The organism is Leucobacter sp. USCH14, from assembly GCF_037619215.1.
Lineage (GTDB): Bacteria > Actinomycetota > Actinomycetes > Actinomycetales > Microbacteriaceae > Leucobacter.
The window spans coordinates 73911-90711 of the sequence record NZ_JAQPZP010000004.1 but is presented as its reverse complement, the minus strand read 5'-3'; the positions used below and the strand labels follow the sequence as shown (position 1 = coordinate 90711).

Here is a 16801-nt window from a genome sequence, read left to right as displayed (position 1 = left end):
GGGGGAGCTGGGCCGGGGGAGCTGGGGCGAGTCTCCCCGCTCGGGCATAGGGGCCAGAGTACTCGCTGTCACCGGCGCGCGCCAGCGAGATGCGCGAAGCGGGGCGCGCCGTCGTCGACGTCGCGCCCCGTCTGCGTCAGTTGCTGCCGAGCCGTGCTCGCCGTCGGAGGACGAGGATCGCGCCAGCCGCGAGCAGTGCCGCGCCGAGCGCGACGATTCCTGCGATTCCGGCTCCGGTGATCGGCAGCGAGCCGTCGCCGGCGCCGCTTCCATCGCCGCCGTCCGCTCCGGCCGAGGAACCCGCGTTCGACGAGGCGTCGCTCTCAGCACCCGCCGTTCCCGATGCATCCGCCGAGCTCGAGTCCGTTGCGTCGGCCCCCGCACCACCTGCGGTACTCGAACCCGAAGCGTCCGCTCCGGCACCGGCCTCCGCGTCGGCATCGCTGTTCGGGTCGGCGTCGTCGATCGCGGCTGCGACGGGGTCGGAGACCGCCATGGCGATGAACGGCGCAGTTCCGGCCCGGTGCGCGAAGACCCAGGCCGTCGCGGGCTCACCGACGAGCGCATCGGTGAGCTCGAGCGTCGCGCTCGTCTCCTCGAGCGGAACGTCGCCGCTGCTCCATCGGTGGGAGATGCTCTCCGGATCCGGAGCGATGTCGGGATCGACCACCGTCAGGGTTTCGCCCGCGCGCGCCTCGCCCGTCAGCGTCGGAGCGCCGGCCGTGAATGCATCCTCCGGTGCGGTGCCGAGGGGGAGCGCGCCGAGATCGGTCGAGCTGCCGGGGAAGACGAGGGTGTCCGTCGACGCGGGCGAGGCCGCCTCGCCTCGCGCGGCGACCCATGGCACATATCCGCCTGCGGGCACACGGGAGATCGTGATCGCTCCCGACTCGTTCGCGTACTCCCGCTGCGACTCGACAGGCGCCCCGCTCAGGTCGATGCCCTGCAGTCGAGCCACCGCGTCATCGAGATCGATGAGGGTGGTCTCGTCCTCCGTCACCGACAGGGTCACCTCCCCTCCCCATCGTTCGAGTTCATGCTCGGCGAACGGGGCGGCACTGCTCGCGCCGTCCGCGATCTCGAAGATCGGGGAGTCATCGGTGTACGAGGGGTTTCCCCCGAGGGACTCCCCGAGGGCGAACCGGGCATTCGAGACCGACGTGTCGTATTGCAGGGTGTACTCGCCGTCGGGGAGGAAATCGAGCGACCATGTGCCGTCCGATGCTGTCTCCGTCTCCTGTTCGAAGACGTACGCGCTCTCCTCGTCATCCCACCGGTACGCGGATACTTCTACACGGCCGACCGGTGCATCGGCCTCGGTGACGCTCCCGGCGATGCTCGCGTCTGCGGGAGCGGCGGCCGCGCTCGTCGCACTGAGCGGGACTGCTCCCAGGAGTGCTGCAAGGAGCGCTGCCGGCAGACCGCGACGGAGGGCGGGTCGAGAGATCATGGTGCTCTTTCTGGTTGTGGACGTCGTGATGCTCATGGTCAAGCCACCCGTGCCTTCCCGATCGGAGCGATCGATACCGGCCCGATGAGACCGTAAGCCTGCGGCGCGACGACGCCGTACACGGCAGGGTCGACGATGCGAAGCCTGTTGATCAGGGGAGAGGCGACCTCGACGCGCAGCGTGTTGCGGCCCGTGCGCACGTACTCGGAGATGTCGAGATCGGTATCGCTCAGATCGATGCGGTCGACGGCTACGCTGTTGACCCATACGCGGAAGGTGTCGAGCACCTTTCCGAGCGACAGCCGCACGCCGCCGCTCCCAGGGCGCCACGCCGCATCGAGGGTGAACGTCGTCCGGTAGTCGCCGATGCCGGCGACCTCGGTGAACCCGAGCTCCGTCCACGCTCCCAGGGCATTGTTCTCCACACGATGCGTGACGTGGTTCGTCGCCACACCGTCGGCCGCGGGCTGCCAGTCGTCGAGAGCGAGCGACCAGTCGGTGAGCTCGATGGGGTCGGGAAGCGAGGGCACGAGCGTGCGCTTCTCACGCCCGTTCGCGAAGCGCACGGTGTGCGGGCCCGCCTGAGACGCGTGGATGTACACCGCGCCTTCGGGAGTCACCGAGACGTCGTCGCCACTCGAATCGACGACCACGGCCCGCGGCATCGTGGTCCCGGCCCACCCCGGAGGAGCGAACACGAGTACCGTCGACTGCGCCGGCTGCAGACGCAGGCGCACGGTGAATTCCGCTCCATCTCGCTGGTAAGCGGCGAGAGGTCGAATCGTTCCGGTCCATGCGTCGAGCTCGTACGGCACGTGCGCGTCGGAGGTGGCGAGTACGGTCACCTCCTGCTCGACGAGCGAGAGCTTGTCCTTGCCCGGATTGTGCTTGGAGTTGACGAAATAGAAGTAGTCATTGCCGTCCGCGACTCGATGAATGTGCTTCATGCTCGAGTTCTCGTGACGGACCGTCCGTCTGACGCCCAGCGCTTCGAGCGCGAGCGGAATGTCATCGTTGCCCGCAGCATCGGCGACGTTCGGAAGGGCACGCATCTGAGCGACGATGTCGACGACCCTCTGATTGGTGGCGGCGTCGCGGAAGCCGGTCGAGGCGGGCGCGCTCCAATTCCCGAAGAAGACGATGGGCAATCCCGCCTGGGCGAGTGAGAGCAGCGCTTCGCCCGCTCTCACGGACATGGTCGCCTCATTGCCTCGGAACCGATCGATGTCGAGGATGAACGCCCGGTAGTTGCCCCCTTGAGGCGCGAATCGCCCGCCCTCGAGCACCGACAGCTCCTGGAAGAGGCTGGACTCGTTCAAGAACCCGTGCGTCCACCCGATCGGAATGCCGGCCGCGGTCGCCCACGGCGCGCCGATACCGGTCTGCGCCCATCCCTTCTGGCGGAAGAATGCGATGTCGTAGTGCGGGCGCCCCTGCTGGAGCACCCACTGGGTGCGCGCGAGAGAGGCGGCGACGCGATCGAGGTGACCCCATACGGGCATGCGCGGCCCCCACGCTTCGGAGTACCCGACCCCGCCGTTGTACGGGGAGAACGCGGCGAATCCCGGCCAGCGCGCGCCCGGCGCGGCAGCGTATGCGTAGCCGTGCAGCACCGTCTGGTTCACGCCGCCGCAGAATGTCTCCGCGAGGGTGTAGAGCACCTCGTTCCGCCATGTCGTGAGATACGCCTTGTTGAGATAAGCGGAGGACTCGCAACTGAGCAGTGTGCGCCCGCCGATGTCGCGCCCGCTCGCGAGCACGCGGTAGTCATCGACGTTCTTCGCGCCGAGCGACTCGGTTTCGGGGATGTCGACGATACCCGCCTGCTCGATGGAATCCTGTTCCAAACCGTACGCCTGGACTCGGTACTCGAGCCCGTACGAATGCGCCCAATCGCGCAGCGGGATGAGGTGATGCTCGGAGTAGAGCTCGCTCATCACCTGGTTGAAGTCGTCGCGCACCCGTGTCGTGACGATGTCGTCGAAGTCGTAGAGGTACTTCTCCTTGGTTTCGACGATCACGGGGAGAAACGGGAAGACGTCGTAGTTCATGCGGCTCTGGAACTCCTCGCGCGCCTTCGGCGTCCAGATCGTCGCATGGGTTTCGATCTCCAGCGAATCCTCGAAGAAGCTGCCGCCGACGGATCCGAGCAGGCCCTTGATGCGAGCGGTCAGGAGGTTCGCCTCCCAGTAGTCGATGAGGGTCTGCGCGCCGGCGGCGCTGAAGTGATCTACGACGTACGACGTCGGATTCGTGTGTTCGCCTCCCTCCGGGCGCTGGCCGCTGCCCCGCTCCCAGTACGCGAGCAGTACCCAGGAGCCGCCGGTTGCCGGTGCAGACCACTCCAGACGCTCGTTCGCGACGTCGTCGGTGAGGTCGACGAGGCTGCTGCGCTTGAGCACCGTCGTCTTCCCTACACTCACGATCTCGAGTGCGTGCACGCCGATCAGCGTGCGCTCCGTGACGCCGGGCTCCGGGGGAGTGATCGGCTCGGGAAGCGCTCCGGAGAAGGCGGCGCCGGGGGCCAGGGTGACGGATCCGTGCGCGATCTCCTTGATCGCCGCCTCGGACTGGGGCGTGATGTTCGGCGTCGCCGCAGGCCAGGAGGGGCCGAGCGTGATGTCGATCTCGATGCCCACTTCTTCTGCGGTGGTTAGAGCGGTTTCGACCGCCGCGACCCAGTGCTCGCCGCCCCAGCCGAACTCGTCGATGTCGAGCCCGCCCTTCACGCTGTGGTGCACATCGGAGATCTCCAGGCCGCCGAAACCGGCGCGCGCTGCGGTGCGCACTTCCGTTGCGATCTGCTCGAGATCGACCTGACCATTCGGCCACCACCAGCGGAACCGCGGCGCTGTGGCCGTCGTCGGCGAGGTGAAGCCCTCGAGCGAGGCAGCGCCTGCGGCGGCCTCCGTCCGCGCGACGGCGAGTGCCGAAGCCGGGTGCGAGGCCGAGAGAGCGGCGACGCCGGCCGCGGTCACGGCGGAGTAGCGGATGAGTTGTCGGCGGGTCAGACCGGATGTCTGGCGGTCGACGTCTTGTGGCATGCGATTGCGCTCCCTTGCGACAACGGCGCCGTAGCTCTCGCGCACTCGCCGTTGAGTTGAATCGTTTCAAAATTGTGCAGAAACAGCCTACTGAGAGTGGAATCGTAAAGTCAACGTTGCCAGCGCGTTACACAATGCGTATCGGGGCCCGATTCGCACCCGGCACAGGGCCGCTCGAGTTCCGGTCGATCATGGGAGCGCATCCCCGAATTCGCCGCGGCCGACGGCAGGGCACGGGGCTCAGTCGTCGTTCGTGCGACGATCGCTGCCGCCCGACAGCGACTCGTCGCCCGAAGCCGTGAGATCGTCGCGCTCCGGCCCCGTGGGCGTCGTGCGGCCGGGTTCGAGCGTGCGCTCCACATCCGGGCCGGTGATCTGCTCGATCGGGCCGGTCGTCGCGTCGACGTACCACTCGGTGAGGGCGGGATCCTCGCTGTCGAACCCGGCTCCCGCGCCCTCATCGGCGGGCACGCTGCTCGTGCCGAAGACGAAGTCGTCCCCGTGCTCGTCGATGCCGCGCCTGACGCCCTGGGCGATCGCGGCCCTCGCATAGGCGCGACGAATGATGTACGGATCGGTGCGCAGGTCTCTGGTCCAGGCGATCATGATCCCGATCACGACGAACGCGAACGGCAGCGCCGAGACGACCATCAACGATTGCAGGCCGGAGAGCGTGTCGCGCCCACCCGCCAGCAGCAGTGCGACGGCGATGAGGCTCAGCAGCAGCCCCCAGACGATCGTCACCCACTTCGAAGGCTCGGGCCGCCCGGCCTGCGACATCGACGCCATCACGATGGATGCGGAGTCGGCTGCCGTGACGAAGAACACGAGCACGGCGAGCATCGCGATGACCGAGGTCACCGTGCCGAAGGGGAGCGCCCCCAGCATGTCGAAGAGCACCGACTCTCCGGATCCGCCCGCATCGAGGCTCGCCCCTTCGAGGGTCTGGAAGATCGCCGTACCGCCGTAGATGACGAACCAGGTGATCACGATCGCCGAGGGCACGAGCACCACGGTCGTCACGAACTCGCGAATCGTCCGGCCGCGGGAGATCTTCGCGATGAACATGCCCACGAACGGCGTCCACGAGACCCACCACGCCCAGTAGTACGTCGTCCACTGCGAGAGGAACTGGGTCGCCTCCTCGCCCTGGTTCGGGTTGCGGGCGAGCATGATCATCGCCTGCTGGAAGAACTCGATGATGGACGCGGGCAGGAAGTTGAGCACGAAGACCGTCGGGCCCACGATGAATACGAACAGGGCGAGCGCGCCGGTGAGGAACATGTTGAGGTTCGACAGTCGACGGATGCCCTTCTTCACCCCTGCCACCGCCGAGGCGATGAAGCAGGCGGTGAGGATCGCGATGGCTCCGATGATAAACGCGTTGCCCATCGGACCCACGCCCGTGACGATGCGGAACCCGCTCTCGATCTGCAGCGCACCGATGCCGAGGGACACCGCGGTTCCGAACAGCGTCACGATGATCGCGAAGATGTCGATGACGCGACCGAGGATCCGGTTGCTGCTCCCCGGGAAGATCGGCTCGAAGAGCGCCGAGATCAGGGGCGCGCGACCGCGGCGGTAGGCGCTGTAGGCGATCGCGCCGCCGACGAGCGCGTAGAAGGACCAGGCGATCGGGCCCCAGTGCAGAATGGTCTGGGCGAGCGCGGGAAGCGCCGCCTCGGTGCTCGCGGGCTCCACCTCGAGTCCCGGAGCCGGGCTCAGGAAGTAGGTGAGCGGCTCGAGCGGACCGTAGAAGAGCAGACCGATCCCGAGCCCTGCGGCGAAGAGCATCGAGATCCATGACAGCGTCGAGAACTCGGGCTCCTCGTCGTCGGATCCGAGGCGGATTCCGCCCGTGCGGCCGAAGCCGACCACGAGCATGAAGCACACGACGGCGATGGCGAGCGAGCCGAACAGCCAGCTGAAGTTCTCGGTCACCCACGTGAGCGAGGCGCCGCCGACGACCGCGATCGAGTCGGGGGCGATGAACGCCCAGATGATGACCGCGAGCGTGCAGGCGACGGCGACTCCGAGGACGACCCAGTTCGTCGCGAACCGGACGCCGGTCTGTTCGACTCCGATGCCGGGTATCAGCCCCGGATGGGGGAGCGGCGCCGGTGTGGGAACGGTGATCTTGCGCGTTCGCTTCCCTGGTTCGTGCCGTTCATTCATGTCGTGATTCGCCTTCGATGCTCGTTGCCGATCGCGCGGCCTCCATGAAGCGGCGGATCGAGTCGGGGTGCTTCTGGCCAGGAGCGTGCTCGACGCCGCTGGAGACGTCGACACCACCCGGGCGGGCGATCGAGATCGCGTCTGCGACATTGTCGGGGGTGAGTCCTCCGGCAAGAAGCCAGTCGCTTCCGATGCGTCGCCTGAGCTCCGGATCCGCACCGAGCGGCGAGAGGTCCCACGTCGTCCCGGAACCGGGGGTGGCGCCATCCAGGAGCAGCCGTTCCTCGCGCAACTCGCCGGCGCTGAGGCCGGGGAACTGCGCGAGTGAGGTGGCGCGCCAGACGCGGGGGAGCAGCGCCCCCGCTGCTGCGACATCCTCGGCGAGATAGCCGCCGTGCAATTGGAGGACGGTGAACCCGAGGTCGCGGGCGAGTCGCGCCGCTTCCTCGGCCGGGAGCGTATTGACGACGAGCACGGTGTCGATGTCGGCACGTGTGGAGCGCGCGGCCGCGACCACCGCTCGCGCCTCATCCGCTGACGCGTGCCGAGAGCTTCGAGGGCTCATCACGACCCCCACGGCGTCAGCACCGAGCTCAGCCGCGAGGGCGGCATGTGCGGGTTCCCGCAACCCGCAGATCTTCACGTACATACACACCCCTCGTTTCGGCGACGCTCCAGGGTACCGAACGCGCCGAGCAAAGTGAATCGCGGCGCAGGTCAGCCTCGGGTGTCCGTGGAGTGAACACCACGTCGCGGCACGTGCGGCGGCCGACGTCTTCGCTACGATCGAGAGGTGTCGACGGTTGCTCCCGCCTGGTCTCGGGTGTTCGAGGTGCTCGGGGTTTTCCTCCGTCTCGGGTGCACGTCGTTCGGCGGACCCGTCGCGCACCTCGGGTACTTCCGCGAGGAGTTCGTGGTGCGACGTCGGTGGCTCAGCGACGAGGAGTATGCGCAGCTCGTCGCGCTCTGCCAGTTCCTGCCCGGCCCTGCATCGAGCCAGGTCGGCTTCGCGCTCGGACTGCGCCGGGCGGGAGCCGTGGGAGCGATCACTGCCTGGATCGCCTTCACCCTTCCCTCCGCGCTCATCATGCTCGCGCTCGCGTTCGGCGCGAGCGCAGTATCCGGGCCGGTCGCCGACGGAGTGCTGCAGGGGGTGCTCGCCGTCGCCGTGGCGGTCGTCGCGCAGGCGGTTCACGGCATGGCTCGCGCGCTCGCGCCCAATGTGCCGCGGGGGAGCATCGCCGTGCTCGCGGGGATCGGTGCACTCCTCGTCGGCGGCGTGTGGGGGCAGCTCGCGGTGCTGTGCGGTGGGGCAGTGGCCGGACTCGTGCTCTTCCGTCGGCGCGCGACACGCGATTCGCTCGCTGCTCATCAGGGGCCCGAAGGGACGGGCGGATCGCGGCGAGTCGCCCTCATCGCACTGGGCGTGTGGGGCGCTCTCCTCGCTGCGCTCCCCGTTCTCGCCGCAGCACTGCAGAACGTCGTGCTCGCGATCACCGACGCCGCGTATCGTGCGGGAGCGACCGTCTTCGGGGGAGGCCACGTCGTGCTCGCGACCCTGGAGGCGGAGCCCGCGATCTCCCGTGCGATCGACCAGGAGCAGCTGCTGTTCGGGTACGGCGCCGCGCAGGCGATGCCGGGGCCTCTGTTCAGCTTCGCCGCCTACGTCGGGGCACTCGCGGATGCGTCGGGCGGCACGGGGGAGCGCCTGGCGCTTGCGATGATCGCCCTGACGGCGATCTTCGCTCCGGGCTTCCTGCTCCTCCTCGGGGTGCTCCCGTTCTGGGCGAGACTGCAGCGACGACCGAGCGTCGCCGCGGCGGTCCGGGGGATCAACGCGGCCGTCGTCGGCGTCCTCGCGGCCGCCTTCGTGAATCCCGTGCTGCTGCACGGAGTGACTGGCCCGGCGACACTCGTGCTCGCGCTCGTCTCGCTCGCCGCGCTGCTGCTTCGCGTGCCGCCCTGGCTCGTCGTCGTCGCCGGTGCCGTGTGCGGAGGCGTGGGCTCCCTGGTGTAGCGGATCGACGGGTTAACCGACCGAGGCGAACTCGCGTGCGGCAGCGTTCTCCGTTCGGCTGGAGGGGGAGAGGGGGCGCTGAGCCGTACGTGCGGCCCCGGCTGCGGCCACCAGGATGACCAGCGCGACGATGGTCAGTGCGGCTCCGATCCAGATCGGAGAGGTGTACCCGTAGCCGAGGGTGATGCCGACTCCGCCCGCCCAGGCGCCGAGTGCGTTGCCGACATTGAAGGCCCCGATGTTCGCTCCGGAGGCGAGCGTCGGAGCTCCTCCCGCGTAGCGCATGATGCGGCTCTGCAGTGCCGGTACCGTGCCGAACCCGAAGGCGCCCATCAGCACGAGTACGACGACGGTCGCGACCTGACTCGCGGCGAGCGCGCCGAAGATCACCAGCACGACGGTGAGGGCGGCAGTGAAGACGATCAGCGTGCCGTCGATGGAGCGGTCCGCGAGCCGCCCGCCGGCCCAGTTTCCGATGACGAGCCCGACTCCGAAGAGTACGAGCAGCCACGGAACCGTCGTGCTCGCGAACCCGCCGACCTCGGTGAGCGTGTAGGCGATGTAGGTGAACGCTCCGAACATTCCTCCGTAGCCCAGAATCGTCACGCTCAGCGACAGCCAGATCTGGCCCGATCGGAAGGCGGCGAGTTCGCCTCGCAGTCTGGGGGCGGTGCTGCTGGGTTGCGGCACCCTGACGAGCGTCGCGATGCCGACGAAAGCGATGACGCCGATGGCTGCAATCACCCAGAACGTCGACCGCCAGCCGAGCTGCTGACCCAGGAACGTACCGAATGGAACGCCGAACACGTTCGCCGCGGTGAGGCCGGTGAACATGATGGCGATCGCCCGACCCTGCCGATCCGCCGGCACCAGACTTGCGGCCACCACGGAGCCGATGCCGAAGAATGCGCCATGGCTCAGTGCAGCGATGACGCGGCCCACCATGGCCAGCTCGTACCCTGCTGCCGATGCGGTGATCGCATTGCCGACGATGAACAGGACGACGAGGCCCAGGAGCACCGCTCGTCGAGGCAGGCGAGCGGTCGCGGCGGTGAGTCCGAGCGCGCCGACGACCACCGCCAGGGCATACCCGGATATCAACCACCCGGCTGCGGCTTCCGTCACCCCGAGGTCGACCGCGACTTCGGGCAGAAGTCCCATGATGACGAACTCGGTGAGGCCGATTCCGAATGCGCCGAGAGCGAGCGCGATGAGTCCTAGAGGCATGGAGAGATCCTGAACTTTCCGATAAGATAGTTGCAAGCGCGGCCTATTGCCGAGCGGGAGCAATTGTTGCACATGCAAGTAGCACGCGCAAGCAACTATTTCGAGAGCTGCCTTCAGGTTGCGGAGAATCAGGAACGAGTAAGGGAGTGGCGATGGGCATAGCAGACGACGCCGTCGAGGTGCGAGCTCGTGGCTGGCGTACGCTCGTCGCAGTGCACTCGCTGATCGAGGCCGAACTCGAGCGTGCGCTGGGGGAGTCGGTCCGGTTGTCGGTCATCGAGTACACGGTGCTCGATGCGTTGAGCAGGCAGGATGGGTGGCATATGCGCATGCAGCAGCTCGCGGGAGTTGCGGCACTCAGTCCGAGCGCGACGACCCGCCTCGTGAACCGTCTCGAGGATCGCGGTCTGCTGACCCGGGTGCTCTGCGCGGATGATCGCCGCGGAATCTATACGGAACTCACTGCCGCCGGTCGGGAGCTGTACCAACAGGCTCGGCCACTGCACGATGCGGCGCTCGAACGCATTCTCTCGCAAGCCGAGGAGCGGCCGGAGCTCGCGCCGGTCATGCGTGCACTGCAGGGGGAGCTGGCGCCAGCGGAGTAGGGCGCCGCGCTTGCGAACGGCTCCAGAACACTCCAGCTGACATAATATAGATTATCATGCAACGGATGCGCGGATCAGCGCGCACGTGTCCCTCCGTTACGCAGAGCGGCGGGATCCGAGCAGCAGCATGGTTCGAGCCGCCAGTGCGCCAGCGCCGACGCCGCCGAACTCGCCGGCGGTGAGCATGAGCGCCGAGTTGTCGCTTCCGACGGCGATACCGACGAGCACGCCCGCCCCGCCGACGCAGACCCATCCGACGATCGCGAGCCCGACCGCGATACTCCGACCGAGCGATGTGCCGCCTCGTGACGTAGGCGGACGAATCAGCGCTGCGAAGGCGAATCCCGCGACAGCCAGTGCGATCCCGCCGTAGACATCGCTGGGACGATGCCATCCGTATGCGAGCAGCTGCCAACCGACCGCTGCGATGAGGGCCGCGCCGCCGAGCGCGACGAATGCGCGCACCCGGCTCGGCACCGCCCAGATAAGTGCTGCGGTGATGGCGGCGAACACGGTCATGTGACCGCTGGGAAACGTATTCGCCGCGTCGAGTTCGAAGAGCTCAGGGCGTGTCAGGAGCCGCAGTTTCAGCAACTGGGCTGCGAGAATCGCCAGCGCCGGTATCGCCGTCACGACGAGCGCTCGACGGAAGCCGTGCGACACCCAGGCGATCACGCCGACGACCACGAGTGCGATCGCCACCGTCGGGATGGACACGAGATTCAGCGGCGGAGGCGGCGTGAACGTGAACTCGGCGGCGTCGAGCACGCTCTCCTCGGCGCGTTGCCCCACGACGTTCCGCACTCCGAGCACGTACGAGGCGACGCCGACGATTGCCCAGAAGAGCAGGAACCAGAGAGCCCGGCCTCGCCCGGTGCTCCCCCGGCTCACGGGCGCACTCCGCGATGGGCGCCGCTCTCGGCGCGCGACCGAGCGTCTGCCGTGCGCACTGCCCAGAGAGCGAGCGCCGCCGCCGTGGAGACGTTCAACGAATCCACGCCGTGCTCCATGGGGATCACGACCGCGCGAGTCGAGGCGGCAAGCGCGCGATGAGTGAGGCCGGCGCCCTCCGTACCGAACATGAGCGCGAGGCGATCGGGCAGTGCTTCGACGTACTCGGCGAGATCTTCCGCATCGTCGCGCAGGGCGAAGGCGGTGAGCTCGTACCCCGCATCGCGAATCATCGGCCCGGCCACCCGCCAATCCGGCAGTCGAGCCCACGGCACCTGCAGTACAGCCCCCATGCTCACGCGAACGGCGCGCCGGTACAGCGGATCGGCGCACGCCGGGGTCAGCAGCACCGCGTCCGCGCCGAGCGCGGCGACGGAGCGGAAGATCGCGCCGACGTTCGTGTGGTCGGCGAGGTCCTCGAGCACGACGATGCGGCGGGAATCGCGCAGCAGCACTGCCGGGTCCGTGGGCTCGGGCCGATGCATGGAGGCGAGTGCGCCGCGGTGCAGGTGGAACCCGGTGAGTGCGGCGAGCTGATCCGACTCCCCCACGAACACCTCGACTTCGGGGTACGGTTCGAGCAGGGGTTCCACACGAGGCAGCCATTCCTCGAGCAGCAGGACCGAGCGCGGACGGTGCCCGGCGCGCAGGGCGCGCTCGATCACCTTCGGCGACTCGGCGAGGTACAGGCCCTCCTCCGGCTCCCTGACGCGGCGCAGTGCGACGTCGGTGAGTTGCGTGTAGTCGGCGAGCTCGGGAATGGAGAGGTCGTCGATGCGCGTGACCCTCACGCGCGAGCCTCGGCTCCGGCATCGGCGGCGAGCGTACGGGTATTCGGCGACGCGATCGTCAGCGGTGCGATGAAGTCGGACACGAATGCGGCCGCGTCGTCGACCGCTTCGTAGTGCACGAGGTGCCCGCTCCCCGGCACGATGCGAAGCCGCGACCCGGGCACCCGGTGCTGCAGCTCGAGCTGCTTCACGAGCGGCGTGATGTCGTCCCGCTCCCCCGCGATCATCAGGGTCGGCATCGTGAACGCATCGGCGAACTCGCCGACGGTGTGGGACACCGAAGCGCGAAACGCCTCGAGCAGCGTCGACGGGTCGGCGAACCTGCTGAAGTAGCGCGAATGCTGATCGTGAATCCACGCGCGCAGTTCGGGATCCTGCGTCTTCGCCATCACCTCGCTCATCACCCGCACGATGACGGGGTTGCCGAGCAGCCTCCGCGCAGCGCGTTCGGGCAGGAGGTCGGCGGCGCGGTAGTAGCCGACGGCGAGCTGCGTGAGCGCAGCCTGCGGGCCGGCGAGCGCCGGCGAGGAGATGGGGTTGATGAGGATCAGCCGAGCCGGTTCCATCCCCCCTGCGATCGCGGAAGCGACCACGAGCGAACCGAAGGAATGCCCGAGCACATCGAAGCCGTCCGGCGCGACCGCGGCGGCGAATGCGCGCAACCAGTCGCCGTAGAGCGTGAGATCGTGCGTACGCGCAGGGATCGCCGCGCTCTCCCCGAAGCCCGGAAGATCGGGCACGATGACCCGCAGCTCGGGCCTGAGCTCCGCGATGCGCGCGGCGATGCCCTGGAGGCCGTGGTGATCCCCTCTGAACCCGTGCACGAGGATCAGGGTCTCCCCCGATTCCGCGCCGAAGCTCCATGCATGGGTGTCGACTCCGAGAGCGGATATGCGGAGGGCGCGGGGGGCGTGGGTCACGGAGTGAATTCTACTGAGACCCCCTGACAAACCCCTTGCGGGCCGCCTCCGGCGGGAGAGCCCGGGCCGGTGCGCCCGCAGAGCGCGCCACTCGATACGGCAGCGTGCGCCACTCGATACGATCGTCTGAGACGAAAGGATCCACGTGACCGAACCGCTCCCGCTCTGGGCTGCAGACCTCGCCGTATTCGACACGGAGACGACAGGCGTCGACACGGCGCACGCCCGCATCGTGAGCGCGTCGATCGCTCTCCTCGGTTCGGGAGGGGAAGTCTCGGAGCGCTACGACTGGCTGCTCGACCCGGGCGTCGAGATTCCCGCTGCAGCGGTGCAGGTGCACGGCATCAGCAACGAAGTCGTGCGCTCGAGCGGGATCGAGGCGTCGGTGGGAGTTCGCCAGATCGTCGATCAACTGCTGGAGATGATCGAACGCGGGTTTCCGATCGTCGCTTATAACGCGCCCTTCGACCTGACACTGCTGGCGGCCGAGGCGGCCCGGCACGGGGTGCCCTGGCCCGCGACCATCTCTCCGGTGCTCGATCCTCTGATCCTCGACAAGCAGCTCGATCGATACCGCAAGGGGAAGCGCACCCTCGAGGCGGTCGCCGCGCACCACGGAGTCGAGATCGGCAACGCGCACGACGCGGGCGATGATGCGATCGCCGCCGGTCGTGTGCTGCAGCGCCTCGCCGCGAAGTATGCGGATGTCGTGCCCCAGGAGCTCGACGAGATCCACCGCTTGCAGGTGGAGTGGGCGTCGGCTCAGGCGGCGAGCTTCCAGGACTACATGCGACGAGCCCGCAATCCCTCGTTCGTCGCGGATGGGCGGTGGCCGATCCGCTGACCGGCGGCGCCGACGCGAAAGGGCCGGGCGATCCTCAGCGGATCGCCCGGCCCTCTTCGGCGCTGCAGCGGAAGCTCAGGCGCCGAAGCCCTTGAAACGCTTGTTGAACTTCTCGACGCGACCCGCCGAGTCCATGATGCGCTGCTTGCCCGTGTAGAACGGGTGCGAGGCGCTCGAGATCTCGACATCGATCACCGGGTAGGTCTCGCCGTCGAGCTCGATCGTCTTGTCGCTGGTGAGCGTCGACCGGGTGAGGAACGTCTCCCCCGACGCGAGGTCGCGGAAAACGATTGCGTTGTACTCGGGGTGGATATCGGTCTTCATGAGAGTTCCTTCGTGTTTCGCCTGGGAGTGAACGTGTAACAGCACGTTCGGAGGACTTGGGATTCGGCGATTGTCATCGCACCAAAGTGCTACTCTACCAGACCCCGGCGCGAACGAGCCGGTTCAGGCGGTCGGGCGCGCCACCGCTGCGAAGCGCCCATCCGTCGACGACAGTTCGAAGGGCATGCCGAACGTGGCCTCGAGAGACGCCGCGGTCAGCGTCTCCCCGATCGGGCCTGCGGCCTCGATCCTCCCCTCGCGCAGCAGCAGCACGTGCGTGAAGCCCGGCGGGATCTCCTCGACGTGGTGCGTCACCATGATCATCGCCGGCGACGACGGGGAGGCTGCGAAGCCCGAGAGCATCTGCAGCAGTCGTTCGCGAGCGCCGAGATCGAGGTTCGCGCTCGGTTCGTCGAGCAGGAGCAGCTCGGGGTCGGTCATCACGGCGCGTGCGATCAACGCGCGTTTTCGCTCCCCGTCGCTCAGGGTGCCGAACGCTCGATCCGCGAACGCGCCGAGATCCCACTCGGCGAGGATGCGCTCGGCCTGGCGCACGTCGATGCTGTCGTACTGCTCGTTCCAGCGGCCCTCGACCGAGTAGGCGGCGGTGAGCACCACGTCGCGCACGAGTTCGCCCGCGGGGATGCGACGTGCGGAGGCCGAGGAGACGAACCCGATGCGGTTGCGCAGCTCGAAGATGTCTACGCGGCCCAGGCGCTCGTCCAGCACATCGACAGCGCCGCGCGTGGGGTATTCGCCGGCCGTCGCGAGCTTCATGAGGGTCGTCTTGCCGGCCCCGTTCGGTCCGAGGATCACCCACCGCTCCGAATCGTCCACCGACCAGTCGATCCCGTCGAGGATCGGCCGGTCGTCGCGCACGTAGGAGACATCGGTGAGGCGGAGCACATTGACCATGGGGCTCAGCCTATCCTGGGAATCATGACTTCCTCCGGCACCACACGCCCCCTCGTCGTGCTCGACTGCGACTCCACCACGATTCAGGACGAGGTGATCGAGTTGCTCGCGGACGCCGCCGGGAGCCGTGAGGAGGTGGCCGCCGTCACCGAGCGAGCCATGCGCGGCGAGCTCGATTTCGCTGCGAGCCTGCGGGAGCGGGTCGCGACGCTTGCAGGGACACCGGAGTCGGTCTTCGCGGAGGCGTACGAGCGCGTGCGGCCCACGCGTGGAATTCACGAGCTCATCGCCGCGGTGCACGATCGGGGCGGCAAGGTGGGCGTCGTCTCGGGAGGCTTCCACGAGGTGCTGGATCCGCTGGCCGGCGATCTCGGCATCGATCTCTGGCGGGCGAACCGGTTGGAAGTGGTGAACGGAGCGCTCTCCGGGCGTACCGTCGGGCCGATCGTGGACGCCTCGTCGAAAGCGGACGCACTCCGGGAGTGGTCGGCGGAGGCGGGCATCCCGCTCTCCGCCACGATCGCCGTCGGCGACGGAGCGAACGATCTCGAGATGATGGCGATCGCAGCGATCGGAGTGGCGTTCAACGGCAAGCCGATCGTGCGCGAGCGCGCCGATGTCTCCATCGAGGACGATCTCGCGCTGGTGATCCCGCTGCTCGATCGGCTCGCCTGACCGCACGGCGGGAGGCTCAGAAGTTGTTGAGCGCCTCGGTGTCCGCGGGGATCACGCCGTCCGCCAACAGCGACTCGCCGAGCCGCTTGAGCGAGGTTAGCGCGACGTTCTGCGGCATCGGTCCGTACGAGACGCGCGCGACGCCCAGCGCCTCGTACTCAGCTGCAGTGAGCGCCCCCGGGAGCCCGATCACGCTGATCTTGCGCTCGCCGATGCCCTCCACGAGCGCGCGCGTGTCTTCGGCGTCGAGCACGCCGGGCACGAACACGCACGTCGCACCGGCATCCAGGTAGGCGCGTCCGCGCTCGACGGCGTCGGCGATCGCGACGTGGCGGGGCCGTTCCCCTCCCTTGATCAGCGCATCGGTGCGCGCATTGAGCACGAAGGAGACGCCCTCCCGCTCCCCCGCTTCGACGGCTGCACGCATGACGGACACCGATTCGTCGAACGGGCGCATGCGATCCTCGATGTTCGCGCCGGAAGCACCCGCGCCGATCGCTCGCCGCACCGTCTCGCCGGGATCGCCGAACCCGCCGTCGAGGTCGGCGGTCACCGGGAGATCGGTCGCCGATGCGATGCGCGCGATGGCCGCGATCATCGTGTCGAGGGGAATCTGCTCGCCGTCCGCGTAACCGTGGCTCGCAGCGATGCCGTGCCCCGCCGTGGCGATGGCGCGTGTTCCCGGCAGCTGAGAGACGACGCGAGCGCTGACCGCGTCCCACACGTTGACCACACGGAGCGCGGCCGGCGCCGCGTACAGGTCAGCGAGGGTCTGGGCATCGACGGCGACGCGGGTGCGGGAACGGGGCTGCTCTGCTGTGCTCATGCGCCCAGGCTACTGGGCGAGGGCGAGCGCGCGGAAG

Annotated in this window: 15 protein-coding genes; 4 read left to right on the top strand and 11 right to left on the bottom strand. The window is 68.3% G+C overall.

Annotated elements, in window-relative coordinates:
• Positions 1–136: 136 nt before the first annotated feature.
• From PQI23_RS05910 to PQI23_RS05895, 4 genes are all read right to left on the bottom strand, one after another.
• Positions 137–1450 carry an LPXTG cell wall anchor domain-containing protein gene (locus PQI23_RS05910; protein ID WP_339972493.1) on the bottom strand — a complete coding sequence of 438 codons (1314 nt, stop codon included), beginning with the start codon at positions 1448–1450 and terminating at the stop codon, positions 137–139.
• Positions 1451–1488: 38 nt separating this feature from the next.
• On the bottom strand, positions 1489–4494 hold the full coding sequence (locus PQI23_RS05905) for a glycosyl hydrolase (RefSeq protein ID WP_339972491.1): 3006 nt from the start codon (positions 4492–4494) through the stop codon (positions 1489–1491).
• A gap of 240 nt (positions 4495–4734) precedes the next feature.
• Positions 4735–6669 carry a BCCT family transporter gene (locus PQI23_RS05900; protein WP_339972489.1) on the bottom strand — a complete coding sequence of 645 codons (1935 nt, stop codon included), beginning with the start codon at positions 6667–6669 and terminating at the stop codon, positions 4735–4737.
• The gene (locus tag PQI23_RS05895) at positions 6662–7318 is read right to left on the bottom strand and encodes a phosphoribosylanthranilate isomerase (RefSeq protein WP_339972487.1); all 657 of its coding nucleotides are present in this window, start codon (positions 7316–7318) and stop codon (positions 6662–6664) included. Before PQI23_RS05895 ends, PQI23_RS05900 begins: the two co-directional genes overlap by 8 nt.
• A gap of 144 nt (positions 7319–7462) precedes the next feature.
• On the opposite strand from PQI23_RS05895, the gene chrA reads away from it, so the two are divergent.
• Positions 7463–8686, top strand: a complete 1224-nt coding sequence (chrA, locus tag PQI23_RS05890) for a chromate efflux transporter (RefSeq protein ID WP_339972485.1) — start codon at positions 7463–7465, stop codon at positions 8684–8686.
• 12 nt (positions 8687–8698) lie between these two features.
• Here the strand turns inward: chrA and PQI23_RS05885 are convergent, their stop codons facing one another.
• The gene (locus tag PQI23_RS05885) at positions 8699–9913 is read right to left on the bottom strand and encodes an MFS transporter (RefSeq protein ID WP_339972483.1); all 1215 of its coding nucleotides are present in this window, start codon (positions 9911–9913) and stop codon (positions 8699–8701) included.
• A 152-nt stretch (positions 9914–10065) separates the two neighbouring features.
• Here PQI23_RS05885 and PQI23_RS05880 point away from each other — a divergent pair, with 152 nt between their 5' ends.
• A complete protein-coding gene (locus PQI23_RS05880) occupies positions 10066–10518 on the top strand; it encodes a MarR family winged helix-turn-helix transcriptional regulator (RefSeq protein WP_339972481.1) in 453 nt (150 codons plus the stop codon).
• A gap of 96 nt (positions 10519–10614) precedes the next feature.
• Here the strand turns inward: PQI23_RS05880 and PQI23_RS05875 are convergent, their stop codons facing one another.
• The 3 genes from PQI23_RS05875 to PQI23_RS05865 are packed head-to-tail and all read right to left on the bottom strand — an operon-like array spanning position 10615 to position 13180.
• The gene (locus PQI23_RS05875) at positions 10615–11409 is read right to left on the bottom strand and encodes a phosphatase PAP2 family protein (protein ID WP_339972479.1); all 795 of its coding nucleotides are present in this window, start codon (positions 11407–11409) and stop codon (positions 10615–10617) included.
• Positions 11406–12260, bottom strand: coding sequence for a TrmH family RNA methyltransferase (locus PQI23_RS05870; protein WP_339972477.1), 855 nt, complete (start codon positions 12258–12260; stop codon positions 11406–11408). The genes PQI23_RS05875 and PQI23_RS05870 overlap by 4 nt, the downstream gene beginning before the upstream one ends.
• Positions 12257–13180, bottom strand: a complete 924-nt coding sequence (locus tag PQI23_RS05865; RefSeq protein ID WP_339972475.1) for an alpha/beta fold hydrolase — start codon at positions 13178–13180, stop codon at positions 12257–12259. The genes PQI23_RS05870 and PQI23_RS05865 overlap by 4 nt, the downstream gene beginning before the upstream one ends.
• Before the next feature lie 145 nt (positions 13181–13325).
• On the opposite strand from PQI23_RS05865, the gene PQI23_RS05860 reads away from it, so the two are divergent.
• Positions 13326–14024 (top strand): exonuclease domain-containing protein, encoded by a 699-nt coding sequence (locus tag PQI23_RS05860; RefSeq protein WP_339972473.1) that lies wholly within the window; start codon positions 13326–13328, stop codon positions 14022–14024.
• 75 nt (positions 14025–14099) lie between these two features.
• On the opposite strand, the gene PQI23_RS05855 is transcribed toward PQI23_RS05860, so the two are convergent.
• On the bottom strand, positions 14100–14348 hold the full coding sequence (locus PQI23_RS05855) for a type B 50S ribosomal protein L31 (protein WP_339972472.1): 249 nt from the start codon (positions 14346–14348) through the stop codon (positions 14100–14102).
• Positions 14349–14471: 123 nt separating this feature from the next.
• Positions 14472–15263 (bottom strand): ABC transporter ATP-binding protein, encoded by a 792-nt coding sequence (locus PQI23_RS05850; protein ID WP_339972470.1) that lies wholly within the window; start codon positions 15261–15263, stop codon positions 14472–14474.
• A 24-nt stretch (positions 15264–15287) separates the two neighbouring features.
• Between PQI23_RS05850 and serB the strand changes: the two genes are divergently transcribed.
• The gene (gene serB, locus PQI23_RS05845) at positions 15288–15938 is read left to right on the top strand and encodes a phosphoserine phosphatase SerB (RefSeq protein WP_339972468.1); all 651 of its coding nucleotides are present in this window, start codon (positions 15288–15290) and stop codon (positions 15936–15938) included.
• A 16-nt stretch (positions 15939–15954) separates the two neighbouring features.
• On the opposite strand, the gene PQI23_RS05840 is transcribed toward serB, so the two are convergent.
• On the bottom strand, positions 15955–16764 hold the full coding sequence (locus PQI23_RS05840; protein ID WP_339972466.1) for an isocitrate lyase/PEP mutase family protein: 810 nt from the start codon (positions 16762–16764) through the stop codon (positions 15955–15957).
• Between the last annotated feature and the right edge of the window lie 37 nt (positions 16765–16801).

What these genes read in the sequence shown, in the direction of transcription:
- PQI23_RS05840 (WP_339972466.1), bottom strand. Translation starts at nt 16,764, where the DNA reads ATGAGCACAGCAGAGCAGCCCCGTTCCCGCACCCGCGTCGCCGTCGAT.
- PQI23_RS05905 (WP_339972491.1), bottom strand. Translation starts at nt 4,494, where the DNA reads ATGCCACAAGACGTCGACCGCCAGACATCCGGTCTGACCCGCCGACAA.
- serB (WP_339972468.1), top strand. Translation starts at nt 15,288, where the DNA reads ATGACTTCCTCCGGCACCACACGCCCCCTCGTCGTGCTCGACTGCGAC.
- PQI23_RS05880 (WP_339972481.1), top strand. Translation starts at nt 10,066, where the DNA reads ATGGGCATAGCAGACGACGCCGTCGAGGTGCGAGCTCGTGGCTGGCGT.
- PQI23_RS05850 (WP_339972470.1), bottom strand. Translation starts at nt 15,263, where the DNA reads ATGGTCAATGTGCTCCGCCTCACCGATGTCTCCTACGTGCGCGACGAC.
- PQI23_RS05885 (WP_339972483.1), bottom strand. Translation starts at nt 9,913, where the DNA reads ATGCCTCTAGGACTCATCGCGCTCGCTCTCGGCGCATTCGGAATCGGC.
- PQI23_RS05855 (WP_339972472.1), bottom strand. Translation starts at nt 14,348, where the DNA reads ATGAAGACCGATATCCACCCCGAGTACAACGCAATCGTTTTCCGCGAC.
- PQI23_RS05895 (WP_339972487.1), bottom strand. Translation starts at nt 7,318, where the DNA reads ATGTACGTGAAGATCTGCGGGTTGCGGGAACCCGCACATGCCGCCCTC.
- PQI23_RS05910 (WP_339972493.1), bottom strand. Translation starts at nt 1,450, where the DNA reads ATGATCTCTCGACCCGCCCTCCGTCGCGGTCTGCCGGCAGCGCTCCTT.
- PQI23_RS05900 (WP_339972489.1), bottom strand. Translation starts at nt 6,669, where the DNA reads ATGAATGAACGGCACGAACCAGGGAAGCGAACGCGCAAGATCACCGTT.